Annotated in this window: 11 protein-coding genes and 1 tRNA gene; 4 read left to right on the top strand and 8 right to left on the bottom strand. The window is 54.1% G+C overall.

The window, feature by feature from the left end:
• Window positions 1–12 precede the first annotated feature (12 nt).
• The 6 genes from HNR65_RS01930 to HNR65_RS01905 form a co-directional block, all read right to left on the bottom strand.
• A complete protein-coding gene (locus HNR65_RS01930) occupies window positions 13–4416 on the bottom strand; it encodes an FAD-dependent oxidoreductase (RefSeq protein ID WP_232364636.1) in 4404 nt (1467 codons plus the stop codon).
• 87 nt (window positions 4417–4503) lie between these two features.
• Window positions 4504–5805 carry a (Fe-S)-binding protein gene (locus HNR65_RS01925; protein WP_181549747.1) on the bottom strand — a complete coding sequence of 434 codons (1302 nt, stop codon included), beginning with the start codon at window positions 5803–5805 and terminating at the stop codon, window positions 4504–4506.
• A 330-nt stretch (window positions 5806–6135) separates the two neighbouring features.
• Complete coding sequence (locus tag HNR65_RS01920; RefSeq protein ID WP_181549746.1) at window positions 6136–8085, bottom strand: SelB domain-containing protein; 1950 nt, start codon at window positions 8083–8085, stop codon at window positions 6136–6138.
• Between the two features lie 16 nt (window positions 8086–8101).
• Window positions 8102–8193 (bottom strand) — tRNA-Sec (locus tag HNR65_RS01915).
• Between the two features lie 51 nt (window positions 8194–8244).
• On the bottom strand, window positions 8245–8682 hold the full coding sequence (locus HNR65_RS01910) for a hydrogenase iron-sulfur subunit (protein ID WP_181549745.1): 438 nt from the start codon (window positions 8680–8682) through the stop codon (window positions 8245–8247).
• 13 nt (window positions 8683–8695) lie between these two features.
• On the bottom strand, window positions 8696–9076 hold the full coding sequence (locus HNR65_RS01905; protein WP_181549744.1) for an FAD-dependent oxidoreductase: 381 nt from the start codon (window positions 9074–9076) through the stop codon (window positions 8696–8698).
• A gap of 687 nt (window positions 9077–9763) precedes the next feature.
• Here HNR65_RS01905 and selD point away from each other — a divergent pair.
• Both selD and HNR65_RS01895 read left to right on the top strand, forming a co-directional pair.
• Window positions 9764–10822 carry a selenide, water dikinase SelD gene (gene selD, locus HNR65_RS01900; protein ID WP_181549743.1) on the top strand — a complete coding sequence of 353 codons (1059 nt, stop codon included), beginning with the start codon at window positions 9764–9766 and terminating at the stop codon, window positions 10820–10822.
• Between the two features lie 202 nt (window positions 10823–11024).
• Complete coding sequence (locus HNR65_RS01895; RefSeq protein WP_181549742.1) at window positions 11025–11408, top strand: hypothetical protein; 384 nt, start codon at window positions 11025–11027, stop codon at window positions 11406–11408.
• Between the two features lie 126 nt (window positions 11409–11534).
• Here HNR65_RS01895 and HNR65_RS01890 read toward each other — a convergent pair whose 3' ends face one another.
• Window positions 11535–13775, bottom strand: coding sequence for a helix-turn-helix domain-containing protein (locus HNR65_RS01890; protein WP_181549741.1), 2241 nt, complete (start codon window positions 13773–13775; stop codon window positions 11535–11537).
• Window positions 13776–14352: 577 nt separating this feature from the next.
• Between HNR65_RS01890 and HNR65_RS01885 the strand changes: the two genes are divergently transcribed.
• Complete coding sequence (locus HNR65_RS01885; protein ID WP_181549740.1) at window positions 14353–19275, top strand: alpha-2-macroglobulin family protein; 4923 nt, start codon at window positions 14353–14355, stop codon at window positions 19273–19275.
• Window positions 19276–19379: 104 nt separating this feature from the next.
• Window positions 19380–21614: a penicillin-binding protein 1C gene (gene pbpC, locus HNR65_RS01880; protein ID WP_181549739.1), complete on the top strand. Its 2235-nt coding sequence runs from the start codon at window positions 19380–19382 to the stop codon at window positions 21612–21614.
• Window positions 21615–21662: 48 nt separating this feature from the next.
• Here pbpC and HNR65_RS01875 read toward each other — a convergent pair whose 3' ends face one another.
• Entirely contained in the window at window positions 21663–22940 is a 1278-nt protein-coding gene (locus tag HNR65_RS01875; RefSeq protein WP_181549738.1) for a double-cubane-cluster-containing anaerobic reductase, read from the bottom strand.
• Window positions 22941–23099: the final 159 nt, after the last annotated feature.

The raw sequence follows: 23099 nt of genomic DNA, 5'->3' as shown, positions 1-23099 counted from the left end.
CATCATATTGATCTATGCCACCAGGCAAGATTGTTTTGCCAGGATCTGCCTGTCTGTAAAATGTTTCAGGGTAATAACACCGGCAGGGCATTCAGCTGCGCACACCCCACACCCGTGACATTCTGCCGGATTGATATGCGCCCGTCCGTCTTGTATATAAGGCACTCCATAGGGACAGCTTCTCACACAAACCAGGCAGCAGGCGCAACGTGAAGGCTCCTGCAAATCCGCCACCACCCCGCCCACTGCAATGCTTTTTCTTGAAAGTATGGTTGCGGCCCGGGACACAACCGCTTTTGCCTGGGCGATGCTTTCTTCAACAGGCTTTGGACAATGCCCAAGGCCCGCCATAAAAATGCCTTCCGAAGCAAAATCCACGGGTCGGAGTTTTGCGTGCGCTTCCACAAGAAAACCATCGGAATTGACAGGGACCTTTAACAATTCAAACAGTTCCCTGTTTTCGTTTGGTATGACCGCTGCAGCCAGAACAAGCAGATCCGGACGGAGTTCCACGGGCATCTGCAGCACATGATCTGATATGGTCAGATGGAGACAGCCCTCATCTGTTTGCCGGACCGCGGGTGGATTGTCACCATCATAGCGTATAAAGACAATGCCGGCATTGCGGGCCCGGCGATAAAGATCCTCGCGAAAACCGTAAGTGCGTATATCCCGGTAACAAATATATATACACATATCCGGATTTCGCTCCTTGAGGGCAAGGGCGCTTTTTATGCTGTGCGTGCAGCAGACTTTGCTGCAGTAAGGCCTTTCTTCGTTCCTGGAGCCCACACACTGAATAAACACTGCAGTTGCGGCATCGTCAATTTTCGAAGCACCGGTCCGCAGTGCGGCATCCAGGTCCAGGTGCGTCATGATTCCGGAGTGCTGGCCGTATAAATATTCAACCGGCTTGTATTCCTTTCCACCAGTGGCCAGGATGGTGACACCATGGGAAATATTTATGGAAACCGGGGCGCCTTTGCTGTCTTTACTGATCAGTCTGGTTGAAAAATTGCCGATTACGCCACTGGTTTCAACAAGTTCGGCATTGAGATAAGTCCGAATCAGAGGATGGCCGGTTACCTCACGGATCAGTTCCGCCACATGAGGTCCAACAGGCTCGCTTAGCCAGGTGGTGTTCAGCTTAAGGCCCACACCTCCAAGGCGACCGGTCTTTTCTGCAAGATGCGCACTAAACCCCTGCCTGGCGATTCCAAGGGCGGCCTCCATTCCTGCAATCCCCCCGCCCACTACCAAAGCCGCGGGCGTTACCGCCATGTCCACCTGATGCAAAGGCTCTGTGCAAACAGCTTTGGCAACGGCCATGCGCACCAGGGCTTTTGCCTTTTTTGTAGCCCGCTCAGGCTCGTTCATGTGCACCCAGGTATTTTGATCGCGTATATTGGCCATTTCAAACAAGTACGGATTAAGCCCGGCTTCGCGGATGGTTTCCTGAAACAGGGCTTCATGGGTTCTGGGGGAGCAGGATGCCACCACAACACGATTGATACCCTTTTCAGTAATCACGTTTTTCATCTTGTCCTGGGTATCCTGGGAGCAGGTAAATAAATTGTCTTCCACGTGAACCACATTCTCAAGCGTTGCCGCATAATCGCGAACTGCCGGCACATCGGCAATACCTCCGATGTTGATACCGCAGTTGCATACAAACACGCCCACTCTTGGAGGCGCCTGGGAAACATCTATCTCGGCAGGCAGGTTCACAGAGATGGTCTGGGTATGACGCCGGGCAGAGAGTCTTTCTGTGGCAAGGCAGGCTGCTGCTGAAGCTTCCATGACAGAAGCCGGAATATCTTTTGGCTCTTGAAAGGCGCCGCATACAAAAATGCCATCCTTGGATGTGCAGACAGGCGCAAGGGCACTGGTTTGAGCAAAACCATGGTTGTTTAATTCAATACCCAGGCGGCCGGCAAGGGCTGCAAGGCTTTTATCCGCCTCCAGGCCGACTGAAAGAACCACTATATCAAACGTTTCTTCAACCAGATTCCCCGAATCAGTGGCATGGCAAAGACTGAGGCGCCCGTTTTCCACGGGCACCACCGTATGGACCCGGGAACGGATAAACCTGACCCCGCTTTCGGTCTTTGCCCGTTGATAATAACGCTCAAATTCCTTTCCAAAAGTCCGCATATCCATGAAAAAAATTGCCGTGTCCAGGTCATTCGGACTGTGCTCTTTTGCTATAACCGCCTGTTTTCCGGCATACATGCAGCAAACCGATGAGCAATAGGAATGGTCGCACTTATTAATATCTCTGGAGCCCACGCATTGAATCCAGGCTATCTTTTCCGGTTCCTTGTGATCCATGGGCCTGACCAGGTGGCCCCGGAAGGGGCCTGAAGCCGACAGGATGCGTTCGAATTCCAGGCTGGTGACAACATTGGGATGTTTTGCATAAGCATACGTATCCAAACCGGATGGATCAAATGCCGTAAAACCGGGAGCCAGTATAATGCCGCCCACATTGATCACACGGGTTTGTGCTTCCATGGAATGATCCACAGCACCGGCAAGGCATGCCTTTATACACTGGCAGCATTCAGAGCAGATACCGCACTTCAGACAACGCTCGGCTTCCGTGCGGGCCTCGTCTTCGTTGTAGCCGAAAGAAATTTCCAGAAAATTGCATTCCCTGGCTTCGGGATCCAGACACTTAACAGGGGTGCGCTCCTTGTGAGGTACGTTGATGATGTCGGGCTTTTCATAGGTCCATTGCTTTTTTCTGCCTTCATGCAGATCCAGGCCGTTGATATAGCGGTGAATGCTTTCGGCCGCCTCTCTGCCGCAGGCCACGGCATCCACCACAGACTTGGGTCCGTAAAAGGCGTCGCCCCCGTAAAAAACCCATCCCATGGGACTCTGCAAGGTAATTGGATCGCCTTCCAGGCCCATAGGGTTCATGGAAACATTCTGATCTTGAAGATCCGAGGTGTCTGCTGCCTGGCCGATGGCCACAATCACGGTGTCGCCGAAAAAGGCCTCACAGGCATTTTCGTCATACCTGGGGTTAAACCGTCCTTCCCGGTCAAAAACCGCAGTGCAGGTCTTAAACTCGATGCCGGAAAATTTGTTTTCCTTGTTTATGAAAAAACTTTTTGGCCCGTAGGAGTTGACAATTTTGATGTCACTTTCCAGGGCCTCTTTGATTTCATATTCCCAGGCCGGCATTTCTTCGCGTTTTTCCAGACAAACCATGGTCACATTTTCAGCCCCTTTTCGTTTGGCCGTCAATGCCACGTCAATGGCTACATTTCCGCCGCCTATTACAAGTACATCCCTGCCGACGGGCACATCCTTTCCCAGGGCTGTTTCCCTCAGGAAATCAACGCCCTGAAGCACGCCCTCGGCATCCTCGTTTTCAATACCGAGGCTGCGGCCCTTGTGAAGTCCTATAGCCACAAACACTGCCGAATAACCGTCTGCCTTCAGGCTGTCAAAAGTGATGTCTTTGCCGAAAGTCACTTCTGTCTTTATTTCCACGCCCTGCTCGGAAATGATATCGATTTCCCGCAGGAGAATGTCCCTGGGAAGCCGGTACTCAGGAATGCCCACGGCCATCATGCCGCCGGCAACAGGCAGTTTTTCATAAATGGTGACACCATATCCCCTGCGGGCAAGAAAAGAAGCTGCGGCAAGGCCTGCCGGACCTGAGCCAATAACAGCCACTTTTTCGTCGCGTTTTTTTTCTGCTGCCTGAGGCAGGACTTTTTCGCCCGCCTGAGTTTCCCAGTCCGCCAGAAACCGGTGAAGCTCACGGATGGCCAGTGGCTGGTCGTAGTCGTTTCTGGTGCAGGCGCTTTCGCAGGGATGATGGCAGACCCGGCCGCAAACCCCCGGAAACGGATGGGCGTCCCGGAAAAGCGCGACAGCTTCCCTGTATTTGCCCTGGTTGATTAAGGCAATATAGCCCTGAATGCTGACATGGGCCGGACAGGTTGCTTTGCACGGTGCAATGGATCCTTTTTCAATTGCGTAGGCAGCGGGCATGCCCTGGGGATAGAGCTTGTATATTGCCTTGCGGCTGTCCAGTCCCTGATTGAAATCATCAGGGCGTTCAACCGGACATACTTGCTCGCACTCTCCGCATGAGGTACATTTTTCCATATCCACGTACCGGGGCTGCTGCAAAACTTCCACGTTAAAGTCCCCGGCGCTTCCGGATACCGAACGCACCTGCGCATAAGACAAAAGCTCGATATTGAGATGCCGGCCGGCTTCAACCAATTTCGGGGATATCACACACATGGCGCAGTCATTTGTGGGAAAAGTCTTGTCCAACTGGGCCATAACCCCGCCTATTGCCGGCTTTTCCTCCACAAGGTATACCCGGAAACCTGAATCAGCCATATCCAGAGAAGCCTGGATTCCGGCTATTCCTCCCCCAATGACCATTACAGCTCCGACAGGCTGATCCTGATGAGTCACAAGAGCCTCCTCCATTGCATTCGTTTTTACACGTTATTGACAGCGCTTCCGGCATCAGGCTTCCGGCAAATTGACATCCAGCAGATCCTCCCCCAGGTAGGTGCGTTCATTTTCACCCAGAACGCCCAGGGACAAGGCGAGCAAGGTCCAGAGATGAATGGTGTGATATCCGCACTGGTAATGTTCTGCGAGTTTATGGATCTGGTCATGACAGTTATGACAGGGAGTTACACAATAATGTGCCCCTGTTGCCAGAATCTGGTCTTTTTTGAGCTCCCCGTATTTCAGGCGCGCCTCGTTATACCCGGACTGCAGGTAACCGCCGCCCCCGCCGCAGCAATAGTTATTGGAACGATTCGGGACCATATCAATAAAATTTTCTTCACCCACACAGGCTTTGACAACAAATCGCAGATCTTCGGCCAGGGGATCACCAAAGCTTTTTCTGACCTGCTGGCAGGGATCCTGCACTGTAAACTTTATTTTCAGATTGCGGTTCCACTCAGGATCCGGTTTCAGCCGGCCGTCCCGGATCCATCGGGCATAATGGGGCACAATGGGTTCGATCTGAAGAGGCGTGTCAATATTGAATTTTTTCTGCCCCATCCACACTGAATAAGTGGAATGGCCGCATTCGGTGTTGAGATACACCTTGCAACCCAGATCCATTGCAGACGCTATGGTGTTTCGGGTCACTTTTTCCCAGCTCTGGTCATCTGCCAGAAACATGCAGTAATTTTCTCCGCCCCAGCCCCGTTTGCTGTATGTCCAGTCAACACCGGCAATGTGGAGGATTTTCCATAAAGGAACCATTTCTTCTGGCTCAATTCCGGGTTCCCTGGAATTCTGGCTCAGGAAAAAATGCGCCCCCTTTTTGTCCACTGGCGCCTGCAGGTCTTTCCATGCCGGCTGGGTTTCCCGGACTTCCCCGAGTATATCTTCGATCACCCATTCGAAATCATCCTCTGAAATGCCCATGGCACTGCCGCTGGAATTGCGAAGGGCCATGTCGCAGGACCCCAGGATACCCTTTGGTCTCTGGTCCCGGGGCCATAGATTGCGGGCTTCATATACCATTGCCCCGATATTTATCCCCATTGGGCAGGCATGAGTACAGCGCATGCACATGGAGCACATCCATACCCACGGGTGGCCGGCGATCTGATCATCAAGGCCCAGAACCGCCAGGCGCAAAAATTTACGCGGATCCATTCCTTCAAGGCCGGTGGCCGGACATCCTGATGCACATGCGCCGCAGGTCAGACAAAGGTCCAGGCGGTCGCCGCCGGGCACCATGTCACGAATACGATCCAGGAATCGCTCTTTTTTTTCTTTTTCCAGAACAAAGGGTTCCATTTAAAATCTCCTTAAAGCATTTTGGCCATAATCAATTTTTGATGGCACCGTAAAAAGCTTTTTACCGCGTCCGCTGTTTGTCAGGAAGGAAGCCCTGCGGCCGGGGTCAGTTTTTTCGCTCCTGACCGTTTACGGAGGTTTCCGTAAACGCTCAATGTCGCTTCAAAAACCGACCCCGCCCTTGGACTTCCTTGGAAGTCTGATTTCAGATGGCGCCGTAAAAGTTCAAGATCAAGGCTTACGCAATTTCGAAGAATGCAGTGTCGTTACCCGTACGTGAAATTCTCCAGAAATTGCGCGTAACGCAGATATTGGACTTTTACGGCGCCATCAATTTTTCTGCTGCTGAAATTCAGGCAAACCGGGACCAGGGCCCAGGACCCTGAAATTTTCCAGCCGCTTTGTCATGCCTGTTTCGTCAAGGTATTCCAGCACCGCCACGGCCTGGGAACGACCGTAGCCGAAGACATCGTGACAATCACGGATTGAAAATTTTCCCTGCTCTTTGATAAACGATACCATGCGTTCCCGAATCTGCCTGACAGCATCCGGAGTGATAAACTTTCCTCCTTCAAGTGGAATCAATTTATTTTGCGAAACCAAAAACCGCAGAATTTTTTCCACTCTTGCTTTTTCATACTGATCATGGTGAGTTTTGTTGAAATGGCCGGCTGTAAAAGGTTTTAATCCGCACTCATTGGCAAACTCCATGACGCTTGAAGCCAGGTTTTTATAATCAGCAGATAACCTTACAGAATGGGCGGGAACCTGATAATAACCTTTAAACAGACAAAGATGCCCCTGAGCGCACAGCCAGGCCATCACATGATGTAAAACCGCCGATTCCGCCAAAATTCCCAGCCGGTCAGCCACTTCTCTGATATGAAACCGTGGTTGTATAGATTTTTGACCGACTGGCGGTTTTTTAAAAAGCGCCCTTACCTCTCGCAGCCGTTTTTCATATTGCTGCCGTTTAACCACGCCGTCACCCACCCGGATCAGTTTGTCTTTTCCAAGCCCGCGCCTGATTTCATCCTCAAACACAGATTCCGGGAACAAGGACCGATCAGCCAGGTCTGCCGGGGAAAACGGTGTATTCGGATAACGGTCAAGGACTGCACCAAGGTATCCGGAGCTGTCATTTTCCTGAAGGGCCTTCAGGCATGCGATCTGGCTGGAAGCTTTGGCTTTGCGGAATTTTTCATCACTTGGCGCAAGCACCCGCCCGCCTCCGACCAACCTGTTGTCATTTAAAAAAGACACTGCAAATCTGTCTCCCGGCATGCATGAAACAGGCCGGGAGAGACGAAACTGGACCAGACATTTCCTGCCGGGCTCCAGAAAATCAGTATCCATAAAAACCAGCATGGCGCTTACAACGGCAGTGCCGATAAAAAGCCTCATTCGGATCCGGCTGTTTACAGGCCGGCCGGCGTTTTCCCACAGCCCCGTTTCCGCGTTAATAAACCGGCAAACACTTCCGGTTTCCGGAGATGTGAGCACCATTCCCTTTTTTACCGACTGAAAGGCGATTTTATGCAGATTGAGTCCAACCCGCTGACCCGCTGCGGCCGAACCTGTTCTTATGCCATGGGTTTCCATAAACCGGACCCGGCTTTGCCAGCCGTCGGGTTCTATCTTCACTGTTTCATTTACCCGGATACTGCCCTGAAGAATGGTTCCGGTCACTATTGTTCCAAAACCGGCTGACTGCTTGACCTGATCGATCCAGAGACGAAAGGGAAGATCAGCTTGCCGGGGCGGCAATTTTTTAGCACCTGCTTCTATGGTTTCAAGAAGGTGCCCCCATTTGTCCGGCCGGGCTGTTGAAAACCGGCAAACCGGAGTATCTGCAAAAAATGTGTTTTCCGTTAAATCGTTGATTTCCATTTCAGCCAGGGAGCAGATCTCTTCGTCGGCCAGATCGGTTTTGGTCAGTACAGCCAATCCTGCGTGTATACCCAGACATTGAACAATCTGAAGATGCTCCCTGGTTTGATGCATGACCCCTTCATCTGCGGCCACGGCAATTATTGCCATATCCACCGGATACAGCCCGCGGACCATGTTTTTGAGATATGACGGGTTTGCCGGCACATCCACGAAGGCCGCCTGAACTCCGGACGCAAACTGCAACGGGGCAATCAGGCATTGAGAGGAGTAATTTTTTTCTTTTCCTTCTCTGACTTTATCTGATTTCATGCCTGTCAGAGATTGCACCAGTGCTGTTTTCCCGTGACCTGCATGACCGGCAACCCCGATGGTAAAATACCTGTTCATTGTGTTTTCCAGCCAGTGGAAGGGGCAAGGGGAATCGAACCTCCTCTTCGTTTTTCAGACGAAGCCGGCGGTTTTGAAGACCGCGGGGTGCCCAGCACCATTGCCCCTGTATTTGAGATTCTGCCCCAAAAGGGATTTGCCGCAAAAAAGACGGCTCTTTTAAAACAAAACAGCTGCGGGCGCCTCCTTGATCATCCGATTGGCCGGCCCCAGTTTTTTCACAGAATCAACGACAAACTCAGCAACCTCAACGAACTTGGTGGACTCGGCCGAAGAGATCCAGGAAAAGTGCAGACGGCCGGGCTCAATTCCCATGTGCTCCAGAAGATTTTTAAGAAGTGCAAATTTGCGCCTGGCGTAATAATTGCCCTCTATATAATGGCAGTCGCCGGGGTGGCATCCGGACACCCAGACCCCGTCCACACCGCTGCGGAATGCCGCAAGAATGAACTTCGGACTGACCCGGCCGCTGCAGGGAAGGCGAATCACCCGGATACCCGTGGGATACTGCATACGGCTGACACCTGCCAGATCAGCTGCGCCGTAGGTACACCAGTTGCAAAAAAAGGCCGCTATTTTTGGTTCCCATGTGGACATACGAACTCCTTTCTTAAAGTTGATGTTGCTGCACAGGACAGGCTTCAATACAGTTTCCGCAGCCGGTGCACAGTTGAGCATCCACACTCCGGGCCCGTTTCCGCACCCTTACGGTAAAACATCCCGCCCCGCCGGAAACAGACTCCAGTTCAGAGAGGGTCAAAAGCTCTATGTTTCTGTGCCTGCCGGCTTCCACAAGCTGGGGAGACAAAATGCACATGGAACAATCATTTGTGGGAAAGGTTTTGTCCAGCTGAGACATGGCACCGCCTATGGCGGGCTTATTTTCCACCAGATAGACTTTATATCCTGAATTGGCCAGATCCAGAGCGCTTTGAACACCGCAGACGCCCCCTCCGACAATCATTACACTGCCAACTGATCGGTCAGGCATTTTCCCTCCTCATTCAGGTTTATTTGATTTTGCCAAAATCCACACAGCCGCTTTTCGGACCCATCGGCGACCTTGCCTGTACACAAGGGCCGGAAGGCAGGGCCAGGGGCAGAAAAGTCTGTGCAACATCAGGCTGCAGGCAAACTTCCACGTCGCGCTCGGTTTAGGACGGAGTTAATCCGGGTAATAAAGCAGGGGGGTCAATACCGGGTAAAAGAAAAAGGGATCAGAAATCAGCTGTTACTGGTTTTCCGGCTGACACCCCATGGCTGCCCGCACCGGGCAGCATCGCTGCTGAAGTGTCATGTGCCGTGCAAAAACCAGTAGCCCATATCTGTTGCTCTCTGAAATGCGTCCGGACAGCCGATTTCCTTTAATCAAGAAACCGCCGCCCTCAGACAGTTATTATTGCGAGCTGAAAATTGAATTTTTATAAAAATACAAAAGAGATGTCAATTTGATAATATCGATATATTATTGGAAAATTATTTAGATTGTCTATAATTAACTGTAACAAGCTTTGAATCGATGTTTCAAATGAATACTTAAAATGTTATTGAAATAATCCATTTTACATCCAAACCCATTGCCGGCTACGATTTTGCTGAAATATTTTATTTTACAATCATGCCGCTGCCGTTTTATTGTTTCTAATGATTTTAATGCTGAAACCCTGCGGGAATGCCAATGGCTGACAACGCAACTCCCAAATATCTGCTGACCGAAAAAACCCGGGCTTCGGGCTGAGCAGGCAAGCTGGGTCCGGAGTTGCTGGACCGGGTGGTGCAACAATTGCCCGTCAAAACCGATCCGCGTCTTCTGGTGGGAATGGAGACCTCGGATGACGCGGGCGTCTATCAGTTGAGCCATGATACGGCCCTGATCCAGACCCTGGATTTTTTCACGCCCATCATTGACTCACCCTATGATTTCGGCCGGATTGCCGCAGCCAATGCATTGAGCGACATTTACGCCATGGGCGGCCGACCCCTGACGGCCATGAACATCGTGTGTTTTCCATCCGATGATCTGCCTGAAAGCGTTTTAAAAGACACCCTGGCCGGGGGACTGGAAGTGATCCATGAATCCGGCGCCGTGCTTGTGGGCGGCCATTCCGTGGATGACGTGGAATTCAAATACGGCTTGTCTGTAACCGGCGTGGTACACCCGGATGCGGTCTGGAAAAACAGCGGGGCGGCTTCCGGCGATCAGATCATTCTGACCAAACCCATTGGAACCGGAATTCTGGCCACGGCTGTCAAGGGCAAACTGGCAGACGATAAAACAATCAGTGAACTCATTGCCATCACCACCCGGTTAAACAAAAACGCAGCTCTGGCCGCAGAAAGATTTTCTCCGCGGGCGTGCACCGATGTGACCGGATTCGGCCTTGCCGGACACCTGCTGGAAATGGCCCGGGCCTCAAAAAAAGAAATTTCCCTGTCCGTGTCAGCGGTCCCGGTAATCGAGTCGGCCCTGGAATTCGGGCGCATGGGGCTGTTTCCGGCCGGGGCCTATGCCAACAAGAAATTTTTCGAACCCAGTATTGGCTTTGCCCCGGAGCTTGATCCCATTTTAACCGATCTTCTCTTTGACCCCCAGACCTCGGGGGGACTGCTGCTGGCCCTGCCCGAATCAAAAGGGTCAAAACTGGTCAAAATCCTTCAAGAACAAGGAATTGAGGCCGGCATCATCGGCGAGGTCACCGGTCCTCATACTTGCGGGGCCCTGAGAATACTTCCCTGAAAAAACTCATAAAATACCTGCCACGCGCATGCCTGCCGGTTTTGTCCGGAAAAGGTCCCGGGTCGTGAAAATTTAACGATTTTCTATTTTTTTCATTCGATTATGTCTTGAAAAATTTATCTTGACAAACAATTTATTATCTTGCTTTATAGTTGATTTTTGGTTCGTTTAGTAAAAAATTCAAACAAGGACTTGCGGGAATATGCGTAGAAAACTCTATCTGCTCAAAATTATTACATTTATGATCGTTCTTCCGGCTTTTTTCGGGCTGTTTTTGCACACGGGCCTTTCTCCGGCTTTTGCCCAAAACGAAACAAAGCGGGTACATGTTGAAAAAATCGAGCCCGTGTATGTGGAAAAAGGCAAGACAACTTATCTGGTTACCCTCAGGGCTCATGTAACGAATAACGGGGATTCAGAAACCGTGACCGTTGATGTGAAAGGAACAGACGATAAAGACCACACCCTTGCCAACATCCGCTTTTCGGGCAGTATACCCGAAGGATTAACCCGTGTACTCATGGAGCAGTTCCAGATACGGGGGGAAGACTACGAAAACATAACCAGCTGGACTGTAAAGCAATAACGCTTATCGCTTTTCCACCTTGTCATGGGACTTGAGCCAAAGGCCGCTGCCAGCACACACCTTTTGGGCCGGAAAGCCGGCATCCCGGTTGCCGGACCGCTAAAATCTCCGCCCCGGCAACGGAGGTCATGCTTTGTTCTGCTGTGCCAAAAAAGCCGCAGCAAATTTCAGGGTGGCATAATCGTGTCTGCCAGAGAAAAATTCGTGAATCGGCTTGAGATAAGGGGTTTGCAGCTCTTTGAAGGCCTTGCTGATTTCATCCAGATCCATCTTTGAAACCAGGTCTGTGGCCGCAATTTCGCCCTGTTCGATCCAGTGGGCCAGATGGCCCTCGATGGTGCGGGGGTGCAGGGAGCGGTCTTCGGCGATTTCGTCCACTGTTTTGCCCTGGCGGTAAAGTTGAAGGGTCAGGGTTTTGGTGTCGGTTTTTTTCCCGGGTTTGGGTTTGTTTTTGGGCGCACCGGCTTTGGCCGAAGACCCGGACCCGGGCTTTTCCGGCTGTGCACTGGGCAGATCGGCTTTTGTGAGCTCCTTTCCGCCGCCAAAGGTGTTGATTAATGCGGCTGCTTTTTCGATTTTCTGAAACTGGCCGGAAAACTGCTGATCCAGTGTTTCAATTTCCGTGATGTATTTTTTCAGCCCGGTTTTTTGGGTTTTGAGTTCAGACAGGTGCCGGCGGATGCGTTCGCAGAGCCCGGTGAAAACCGGCTCAAAATATCCTTTGGCCGCCTCCACCCGCTGTGCCAGATAATCCAGGCCGCCATCGGCACCATCGTCGGCCAGTATCCGGTCCAGTTGTCTTACGAACTTGCCGCCCACTTCCCGGACCGGCCCCAGATCCGCCTGCAGGGACCGGGCCCAGTCCAGGTGCGCCTGTTTTTTGGAATGGGCCGCATCCTTGGTGTAGGTGCGCACATGAAAATCCATTTCCCGCACCAGGCCGGAAAAATCAAAGGCATCCCTGACGGTGCGGGCCAGATAATCCAGGCAGGCCGGGTGCAGGGATTGCTCCAGGTCCTCGGGATCTTTTTTCTGCCCGACAAATGCATCCAGGGCCGGGTCCCGGTCCATTTGCCGGAACCGGAAAGGGCTGGTCAGCACAAGGCCCTCCAGGGAGGTGAGCCGGGATAAGGCCACGTAGACCTGGCCGGCGGCAAATGCCCCGTCCACGTCAATGACCGCCCGGTCAAAGGTCAGGCCCTGGCTTTTGTGAATGGTAATGGCCCAGGCCAGCTTCAGGGGAAAGTGGACAAATGTGCCCACGGTTTTTTCGGCGATTTCGTTTGTTTCCTTGTTCAGGGCATAGCGTTTGTTCTCCCAGGTATGCGGCTCCACCCAGACCGGCGGGCTCTGATCGGAAAACCCCACCTTGATCCCTTCTGCATCCAGCTTTTCCACAAATCCGATCCGTCCGTTGAAAAACCGGTGCTCTCCTGTGGGATCATTTTTGATAAACATGACCTGGGCGCCTTTTTTCAGGGCCAGCACCGGTTCCACCGGATAGGTGCGGGCATCAAATGTGCCCTTGACCCGGGCGTTGTATTCAAAGGGTTTTCCGGGCAGCTTTTCCAGTTCAGCCTGGTTGATCCGGTCTGCCCTGCGGTTGTGGGTGGTCAGATACACATAGCCTTCATCAGCTTCCGGCGCAAAGCCGGGCCGACAGCAGCGGTTGAGGCGCTCAATGTCTGCATCGGTCAGCCGGCCGTCGCGCAGGTGGTTTAAAACGGAAATAAAGGTTTCATCACTTTGCCGGTAAATGTGGGAAAGCTCGATGTATACAGGACTTTTTTGCTGTAGGGCCCGGGCTCCGAAAAAAAACGGGGTTGTGTAAAATTCGTTTAACACCTGCCATTCGTTGTTTTTGACCACCGGCGGCAGCTGCTGCAGATCGCCGATAAAAAGGATCTGGACCCCGCCGAAGACCTCATCGCGCCGCCTTCGTACCAATCGCAGCACCGCGTCAATGGCGTCGAGCAGATCGGCGCGCAGCATGCTCACCTCATCGATGATCAGCAGTTCCAGTTTTCTGAGCATGTTGCGCTTGGTAGTGTGCATTTTGAGATTCCGGCGCAAGGACTGGGGGGTGTTTAGCTCAAAGTCCAGGGCCGAATCCCCGGGCGGCCGGTCTTCGGGAATAAACGCGCCAAAGGGCAGCTGGAACAGGGAATGAAGGGTCACGCCTTCGGCATTGATGGCGGCAATGCCCGTGGGCGCGGCCACAATGGTATTTTTATGGGTGCGCCTGCGGATGTCGTGCAAAAACGTGGTCTTGCCCGTGCCGGCCCGGCCCGTCAAAAAAACGTGGCATCCGGTGCCGTTGATGTATTTTGAGGCCAGGTGCGCGGCCTTGTCTTTCCACTCAACCATTCAGGCACTCCTTGAAAAAAGCTAAAAAATCGACATATTCACAGCCAGCTTACAAAAACAGATACACCAGGACAACGGATTATGCCCAAAGGCTTTATCATACTTTTTTTTAAACCGAAACTGAGCGGATTTCAAGTTTGCCGCAGATACAAGGAAGCTGATCTGAAGCGATCGTCAGCTATGCGCGACATCGGCTGACACAGTAGATGCGGTAAACTTGAAATTCCCAAAGGGGTTGAAATTTTCTAAAATAAAACAAACTTAGCTCCATTCAAATCATATAAAAATTTTAAAAATTTGAACCGCTCAGTTCAGGCTAAAGTTAAACCTCCCGCCGCTACTGTATTTTTGCAGTCACCAGGTCTGTTGGGGGCCTTCACGAAACAGCTGAAAATGGCAAGAGAGGCAATTTTTTGGTTGATTTTGGGTGGCTGACATGATTTCTATAATTTTTCTTATCATCTTTGGCCACACCGGGCCTGACCTTTCTCTGCCCAGCATAGGAGTTCCGCAGCTTTACCGAAACCACTTTAAATATGCGTAAGACATTACGCTTTTGCAATGAAAGGCAACAGCCATGACTTCCTCTCCTGTTTTGCGGCGCCTGTTAAGGATATTGCTCCTCATTGGGGTTATTTTTTGCCAACCGCTCTGGGCTGCTGATTTTGATGGAGACAACGTCCACACCGAAGATGAACAACAGATCAACACGCGGTTGTCCCGGCAGCACTACCAGGGACAAAAAATGAAGGTGAGCTCTGTTGCGGAAGAAACGTGGGAGAACGGCGCCGCCCTGGTCGTGCGGGTAACGGTGCCGGTCGACGACCGGGCCGACTGGCGGCGATATTTAACCGTGAAGCGTGCGGACCGGATTGAACCCTCTGACCATTGGGTGAGAAGCAAAGACGGCCTGGCGGTCATTTATCCCTTTGTCGATCCGGGCAAAGTATATAAAATTAAAATCAAGCCCGGCCTGCCTGCTGTTAACGGCAAAGCAGTGGTGCGGCCGGGTCAGCATTCGGTTGAAACCCGTCGCATCAAACCTGCTGCCAGCTTCGCCGGGGATGGCCATGTGCTGTCCACCGGACTTCGCCGGGCGCTGCCGGTTACAACCTTCAATATCGATGAAGTCGATCTGGATCTGTTCCGGATAGCACCGGAGAAGATCGGTACCTGGAGCCATTTCACCGACAGCCAGCGTCACCGCTTCTACCATCTGAACAATTTTTCGGAAAATAACACCCTCGTGCATTCCGCGCGGTTTCCAATCGAGCACCGGCAAAATCAGCGGACCACCACCAATCTCGATCTCAGCGATATCGAAGCACTGGAAGAACCGGGCGCTTATCTGGCCGTCCTCAGGGTTCCGGGGCAGTACGAGAACAACCTGGAAACCTGTTTTTTCACGGTCAGTGATATTGGCTTACAGATTCGCAAGAATGATCGCAGGATGCATGTCTACACCCATTCAATCCAGAGCGGCGAATCGATAAATGGTGTCACCCTTTCGCTTTACAATGATTCCGAACTGATCGCACGCCAAGTCGTGGACGAAAAGGGCGAGTCGGTTTTCGATGCCTTTCACCGCCAGGGGCAGACGCTGGTTGCCCGGTCGGGCGAGCAGATCACCGTGCTGCGCTATGATCGCAACCCGTTGGACTTATCCGGTTATGACAATGCCCTGACCCGGCATGCCCCTCACCAGGTTTTCGCCTGGAGTCCGCGAAACCTCTACAGACCGGGTGAAAGCGTCAATATTCACGCGCTGCTGAAGGATTACGACGGCCGGGCGGTTGACCCGGTGCCGCTGCAAATGCGGTTGTTGGATGCCACCGGCAGCCGCATTATCACAAAGATGGTCAACAGGGACGATAGCGGTCGTTATGATTTCCGGCACACCCTGGGCGAGTCCGCCAAGACCGGGACCTGGCGGCTGGCATTCAACATTCCCGGCAATGACCGGGTGTTGAGTGAATATAAATTTTCTGTGGAGGACTTCCTGCCGGAGCGCATGGAGCTGACACTTTTTGATGGCGATTCAACCAGCCACCGGCACGTGGCTGAACGCAGTGCTATAATAATTCCCGTTCAGGGCGATTATCTTTACGGCGCTCCGGCTTCAGGCAATAAGCTGGACGGCTTTGCCGTGGCAGAAATCGATCGTCATCCCTTTGCGCAGTGGAAGACATATTTTTTCGGGCTGGAAGACGAACCCATCCCCAACCCGCGCCAGGACATACCGGAAACAAGGCTTGACGGCAGCGGCGCAGCCGAAGTCGAGGTCCCGGTCAGCAACTGGACCGGGGTGCAATCACCATTGGTGCTCACCGCCAGCATCAGCCTGTATGAAAGCGGCGGCCGGCCGGTGACTCGCAGCACCACCGTTACCAACATCCTGACAGAAGAACTGGTCGGAATTGAGCCGCAGTTCAAGGACCGCCCCGATAACAACAGCCGGGCCGGTTTCAAGGCTGTCCTGACAAATGCCCGGGGCGAAATGCTAGCCGGCAAGGGTTACCAGGTGCGGCTTATACGCGAAGATCGCAATTATTACTGGACGTACAGTGATTCAAATGGATGGCGCTGGCATTTCGATCCGCTCGACTACGAAGTCTATTCAGTGAAGCTCGATTTCGACGGCAATGTGCCGACCGGGTTCAATATGCCGGTGGAATGGGGCAATTATCGCGTGGAGATTGTCGACAACCGCAACAAGCTGGTTAATCGATTCGGTTTCAGCACTCGCTGGAGCGGCTGGAGCAGTACGAGCAGTGATTCGCTCAAGCCCGACCAGGTCCTGATCACTTTTCGGGATGACCGCTACCAGGCAGGCGATGACGCCCGGGTGAAGCTGGTGCCGCCGGTTGACGGCCGGGCCATGATCACGGTGGAATCCAATGACGGTGTACTCTGGCGGGATCAGATCGAGGTCAGTGCGAAAGGGACTGAGTTGACTTTTCCGATCCGTGCGGGATGGAACCGGCACGATCTTTACCTGACTGCAACTATCCTGATCCCCGGCGACATGACCCATTCCGTGGCTCCCAAGCGGGCTTTCGGATTCACCCACCTGCCCATTGAGCGAACCGATGCCCGTCTGGACCTCTCCATTGAGGCGCCGGAACGAATTCAGCCGCGCCGCCCCGTTGAGGTTGAACTTCGGTTAAATGATAAAGAAATTCCCGCAGGGCCGGTCTGGGTGAGCGTGGCCGCCGTTGATGTCGGGGTGCTCAATATCACCCGGTTTAAGACGCCGGACCCGGTCGGCTATTTGTTCGGCGCCCGCCGTTACGACTACCAGTTCTACGACATTTATGGCCGCATCATCGAAAACGCCGGCTACGATTACAGTGCCCAGCGCTTCGGCGGCGGCTTCAAACAGTCTGAAGCGGAACTGACCCGCGGTGGCGACAAGCCTGACAATGTTGTAAAAATCGTATCCCTGGAGTCCGAGCCTGTGCAATTCGATGCCGACGGCCGGGCCCGGCTTACGCTCGACGTGCCGGATTTCAATGGCCGCCTGCGCTGGATGGCCGTTGCTTGGAGCGCCGGCAGTTATGCCAGCGCCGAGGATGAAACCCAGGTGGCCGATCCGGTGGTCACCCAGTTGTCGCGGCCCCGCTTTCTGGCATTGGGCGACGAATCCCGGCTTACATTGGATATCTCAAACCAGTCGGGCAAATCACAAAATCTTGATGTCGATTTCAAGGTCAACGGCGCACTGGAATCCAACAGCTGGACTCAATCCCTGGAATTGTCGGACGGGGCCAAAGAAACACTGACGTTTCCGGTCAAGGCAACCGGTTTGGGCAGTGCGCCCATCAAGGCACATATCCGCACCGGAGACGGCACCGTCGATCTGACGAAAAACTGGTCCCTCGGCACCCGTTCAGCTTATCCTTCAGTTACGCGCAAGGAACAGGCTGTCCTGGATAAAGGAGAAACATGGTCGCCCGGATTGAAAATAGACGACCTGGTGGCCGACACGGTCAATGCGCGCCTGGTGGTCTCGCCACGGCCCCCGATCGATATCAGCAGTCATTTCGATGCCTTGTTGCGATACCCTTATGGATGCACCGAACAATCCACCAGCAGCGGCTTTCCATGGGCGCTGATGTCGCCCGAAGCAGCAGAGCACTTCGGCTTGAGATCCCGGATCGAGAAACAGTTTGAGCAGCCCTACACTGATCGTTTCCGCCGGGAACAACTGGAAGTGGCGGTCGATAGGGTGTTGCGGCGCCAGAATGCAACCGGCGGTTTCGGTTCGTGGAGCAATGATGGTACCGAAGTGAATTGGCTGACGGTTTATGTCGCCGATTTCCTGACTGCTGCCCGGGATGCGGGCGCACAGGTGCCCAACGAATCCCTGAACCTGACACTGGACCGGTTGGATGCCTACCTGCGCGGCCAGGCAAACGTTAGTGCGCAATGGTCCACGGATAATAATTATTCCGAATTCGCCGCCCGGGCTTACGCCGCCTATGTAATGGCAAGTTCCAATCGCGCCGGCCTGGCGCACCTGCGTCGTCTATACGAGCAGGCCGATGATGTTGAAGACCGCTCCGGACTGCCCTGGGCACAGCTCGGTTATGCCCTGCAGCATGCCGGGGACCAGGCCCTGGCAGATAAAGCCTTTGCCAGGGCGATCACAACAGAGTACCAGGCAGGTTATTACGGTTATTACGGCAGCGCCCTGCGAGACAGCGCCCTGGTGTATGCTCTGCTTGCCAGGGTCGGTCGGGCCGAAGATCAACAGCTTCTGGATCTGTTTGAAAAGGTGCGTGAACGTCGCTGGCTCAGCACCCAGGAGCGAAATGCCCTTTTCCGGGCGGCCGTGGCAGGTGCCGGCAAAGAGGAGATAGCGACCCGGGCCCGGTTGACAACATCAGGGTTTGAGCAGCTCATAGACCAGGAGGACGCGTTCAAAACACTGATCAATGCAGCTGAGTTCTCTTCGCTGAAATCGGTGGAGAGTCTGTCCGGCACGCTCTACATCAGCCTGGAACTGGTCGGTGAACAGAAAACCGCACCAGAGCCGGTTTCAAACGAGATGTCCATTGATAGGAATTTCTTCGATTCGGAGGGCCGGCCATTGACCCTGGACAGCCTTGAGAGCGGAGATCTGGTGATCGTGGGTTTAGAGGCCCGTTCCAAACGTTCGATTCCGGACGGTCTAGTGGTTGACCTGCTGCCGGCCGGCCTGGAACTGGAGAATCAAAACCTGGACAATGCCAGCGTGGATCTGTCCAAGCTTACCCTGGGCGGCGAATCCATTGCAGACTGGCGGCAGAACAAGGATATCCTGCACGTCGAGTATCGGGATGATCGTTTCGTGGCCGCCGTGGAGCTTGATGAACACCGCGTAACCCGGCTTTACTACCTGGCCCGCGCTGTCACTCCCGGGGAGTACCAGGTGCCGCCCCCCTACATCGAAGATATGTACCGTCCGTATTACCATGCTGTCGGGGCCACGCCGGCGCGGTTGGTCATAAAACCCTGAGGGAGGGCAAAAGCCAATTGGTGCACAAACTGTGGGCGCACAGCCGGGGCGTGCGCCTCGGCCTCTGTTTATTGCTGACCCTCGTTTTAGCAGCAGCCTGCCTGGTGACAATCGATTGTCTTGCGCCGGTTGACCTGACACCGGAGCCCGGCGCCCAGGTCGTGGTCAATGCGCACGGCGAACCCCTGCGCCGGTTTGCAGATGAACGCGGCGTGTGGCGATACCCGGTTGACCCGACCAATGTCTCCCCTAATTATATCGAGTTTCTGCTTACCTATGAAGACCGCTGGTTTTATGACCATCCCGGCGTGAACCCACTGTCAATGGTCCGGGCGTTCGGACAGTGGCTGCGCCATGGAGAGATCGTCTCCGGCGGCTCTACCCTGACCATGCAGACAGCGCGTTTACGCTACCCCGGCAGTTATGGCTGGAGCGGCAAACTGGTCCAGATCGTGAGAGCCCTGCAGATTGACTGGCATTACACCAAGGCCGAGATTCTTGAATATTATCTGAACCACGCCCCCTTCGGAGGGACACTGGAAGGAGTGGAGACCGCCAGCCGGGGCTATTTTGGACATTCCGCGGACCTGCTCACCGATGCCCAGGCCGCTTTGCTGGCGGGATTGCCCCAGGCCCCAAGCCGTTACCGGCCGGACCGCCACCCTGAGCGGGCCCGGGCGCAAAGGGACAAGATACTGCACCGCATGGAAACCTATGGCGTGCTCAGCCGAAAAGCGCGCATGCGGGCCCAGCAGGAACCCGTGATTGCAGATGTTCCGGCCAATCCCCTGGAAGCCCCTCTGCTTGCGCGCCGGCTCGCAAAACGATTTCCCGGGGACGCCCGCCTGGACACCTTTATTGATAGCGATGCCCAGCGGTCACTGGAACAACTGGCTTCGGACACCAGATCCCGGCTTCCTGCCGGAGCGTCCATCGCCATGATGGCCATGGAACACGGAACCGGCCGGGTTATCGCCTACATAGGTTCAGCGCAATTCGTTGATGAAGACAGGTTCGGCCACGTCGATATGATCACAGCCCTGCGCTCGCCCGGCTCGGCACTGAAGCCGTTTATCTACGGCCTGGCCTTGGAAGCGGGGATGATTCACAGTGAAAGCCTGCTGATGGACGTGCCCCTGAAGTTCGGAGACTACCGCCCGCTGAATTTCCGGCGCGGTTTTACCGGTGCGGTCAGCATGGCAGAAGCGTTGCAGCAGTCGTTGAATGTGCCCGCGGTGCAAGTGCTGGAACAGCTTGACCCCCGCAGTTTTTACGCACGCCTGCAAAGTGCCGGCGCTGGATTGCGCTTGCCGGACGGGGCAGGACCGAGTCTTGCAATTGCCCTGGGGGGCATTTCCATCAACCTGGAGCGATTGATCGGCCTTTACAGCGCACTGGGCAACAGCGGCGATGTCCTGGTGCCGCGCCTTTGCCCGCGTGACCCGGTGGTCAGCAAGCCACTGCTTACCCCGGCCGCAAGCTGGATAATACGGCAGACCCTCCTCCAGGGCGATCGGAAAAACCGGAACAGCAGACCACTGGCCATAAAGACGGGCACCAGCTCAGCATTTCGGGATACCTGGGCCCTGGCAGTCACAGAGCATCACACCCTCGGCGTCTGGGTCGGCCATCCGGGCAATGCCGCCATGGCAGGGCATCACGGCCGCTTGACTGCCGTGCCGCTGCTACGGGCAATGGCAGGCCGTATGCCGCCGGGTGAGCACACCGCCCATTGCCGCCCTGACAATGTCACCGTCCGCGCGATCTGCTGGCCCACCGGAAAGCCGGAAACAGACCTGTGCGACCAGAGCCGCACCGCTTGGATTATCGACGGCAGAACGCCTCTGACACTGATGTCCACCAAGGACCAGACTCCCCAAAACGCCCGACCATGGCTACGTTTCCAGGTGGCGGCCGACAGCAATTTAAGAGCAGGCCCGGGTTGCCTGGAACAAATCCGGACCCGACGCATACCGCTCTGGCCGGACTCCTTGCAAAACTGGATTCCCAGCGCTTGGCGCACCCATGAACGCCTGCCCGGTTTGGATCCGCGCTGCAAGCTGGCCAAAAACCTGCTGCCCCCCACGCCATTGCGCATTCAGGGTTTAAGCCAGGGTTTTCAGTTCAAACAGCACCCAGCCACCCGGGAGCAGCCCCAAATCAGCGTCCACGCAGTGGGCGGGCAGCCGGACTGGTATTGGTTCCTGAATGGAGAATTGCTGCCCGAACGCGGCCCCGGCCTGACCCTGTCATTACCCCCACCCGGCTACCACCAGCTAAGCGTCACCGATCAAAGCGGCCAAAATGATCATGTCAATTTTGTAGTAGAGCCGGATTAAAACAATCATTTTCTCCCGGGTTTGTCCAAATTGGCACGGCCCTGCATCTTATCTCAACTGCTCGATAAATGCCTCGATGCGGGTTTTGAGCTGGCCGGCGTCCTGCATGCTGTAGTCGGTTTCAATGCGCAGGGCCGGAAGGCCTTCATTCTTCAGGGTATTTTCCACGGGCAGCGATTCCATGAGATAGGGCTGGCAGAACTGGAGGCTGTAGTGGATCACGGCATCGGCTTTGTAATCGGCGGCCATCTGCCGGATATGATCCAGCCGGTCGCCGTTGGGGGTGAAAATGGCGCAGTTGATTTGAAAATACCGGTCCACGATGGCTTCCATCATTTCCTCCGGGGTCCCGCCCGTATCATCGGTCAGGTTGCGGGTGCCGCGCTCGCCCACGCAGGATTCCTCTCCAACGATCACCGCGCCGGACGTCTCCACAATATGGTGCAGCTTCCAGTTGGGCACGGCCTGTGGGCAGCCCGAAACCAGGATCCGCGGTGTTTTTTCCGGAAAAACCCCCTTTTTTTCCGCAATCCGGCTTTCCAGTTCATCGCAGATCTTGTGCACGGATTCGGTAAACCGGGCCGGGTTGTCGTAAAACGAAACCTGATTGGCCAGCAGGGCATCCAGGCCTGATATGGGGGCAGGATCGGCATGCCGCAGGGCATAGAGGCGATGCAACGCCGCGCGCTTGGCATTGACGGTTTCAATTCCATATTTCAGGGATTCGGCCGTGATCGGTTTTCCGGTGAGATGTTCCATTGCCTGCCGGAACCGGTCAAATTCCGCGGCCAAAAGCGTCTTCCCGGGATCTGACTTGACCTGGGGCAGATCCATGACATAGAGGTTTTCCACCAGGCTTGAAAAGGTTTCATAGGCCTTTTTCTTGCCGTCGCAGGTGTTTTCACCAACAATCATATCCGCGCATTCCAGGTAGGGACACACCTTTCCCAGTTTAAACCCGAAAGACGACTTGATCAGGGCGCAGGTATTTCTGGGAAGCCAGTTTTCCACTTCCTCAAGGGCAAAATCCGCACCCGAGCACAGGCCCACCAGGGTGGCATCGGCGGCCAGCACGATTTCCTCGGGCACAAACACACAGTATGAGCCCACGATTTTCCGGCCCTTGTCCTTTTCATCCAGAAGCTCCCGGATGCGCAGGCCATGGACCTCGCTCATGACAAAATCAAAATATGCCATGGTTTCGGGCCGGTTTTGCTGGGACAGGTAAATATCGCCGTAGCCCTGGTTTAAAACATTTAGCAGCGCGTCGTGCGCATCCAGATCCAAACCCAGCTCTTCCCACATGGGGCGGTAATCGTTGCTCATATCTGACTCCTTAATAAACCGTTTTCACTTTCGGTTTCCGCCAATTGCCTGCTTAAAACCTGATGTGCTCGTATAAAGTCGATTTTCAGATGGCGCCGTCAAAACCTGATTGATGAGAGATCAGGTAGTAACATAGAAATTTTCATGCATTCAAATTGT

This window comes from Desulfosalsimonas propionicica (assembly GCF_013761005.1).
Lineage (GTDB): Bacteria > Desulfobacterota > Desulfobacteria > Desulfobacterales > Desulfosalsimonadaceae > Desulfosalsimonas > Desulfosalsimonas propionicica.
The sequence above is the reverse complement of the archived record's forward strand: the minus strand, read 5'-3'. Positions and strand labels throughout refer to the sequence as shown.

What these genes read in the sequence shown, in the direction of transcription:
- HNR65_RS01890 (WP_181549741.1), bottom strand. Translation starts at nt 13,775, where the DNA reads ATGGTTGAGTGGAAAGACAAGGCCGCGCACCTGGCCTCAAAATACATC.
- HNR65_RS01905 (WP_181549744.1), bottom strand. Translation starts at nt 9,076, where the DNA reads ATGCCTGACCGATCAGTTGGCAGTGTAATGATTGTCGGAGGGGGCGTC.
- HNR65_RS01895 (WP_181549742.1), top strand. Translation starts at nt 11,025, where the DNA reads ATGCGTAGAAAACTCTATCTGCTCAAAATTATTACATTTATGATCGTT.
- HNR65_RS01925 (WP_181549747.1), bottom strand. Translation starts at nt 5,805, where the DNA reads ATGGAACCCTTTGTTCTGGAAAAAGAAAAAAAAGAGCGATTCCTGGAT.
- HNR65_RS01885 (WP_181549740.1), top strand. Translation starts at nt 14,353, where the DNA reads ATGACTTCCTCTCCTGTTTTGCGGCGCCTGTTAAGGATATTGCTCCTC.
- HNR65_RS01910 (WP_181549745.1), bottom strand. Translation starts at nt 8,682, where the DNA reads ATGTCCACATGGGAACCAAAAATAGCGGCCTTTTTTTGCAACTGGTGT.
- HNR65_RS01875 (WP_181549738.1), bottom strand. Translation starts at nt 22,940, where the DNA reads ATGAGCAACGATTACCGCCCCATGTGGGAAGAGCTGGGTTTGGATCTG.
- HNR65_RS01930 (WP_232364636.1), bottom strand. Translation starts at nt 4,416, where the DNA reads ATGGTCATTGGGGGAGGAATAGCCGGAATCCAGGCTTCTCTGGATATG.
- HNR65_RS01920 (WP_181549746.1), bottom strand. Translation starts at nt 8,085, where the DNA reads ATGAACAGGTATTTTACCATCGGGGTTGCCGGTCATGCAGGTCACGGG.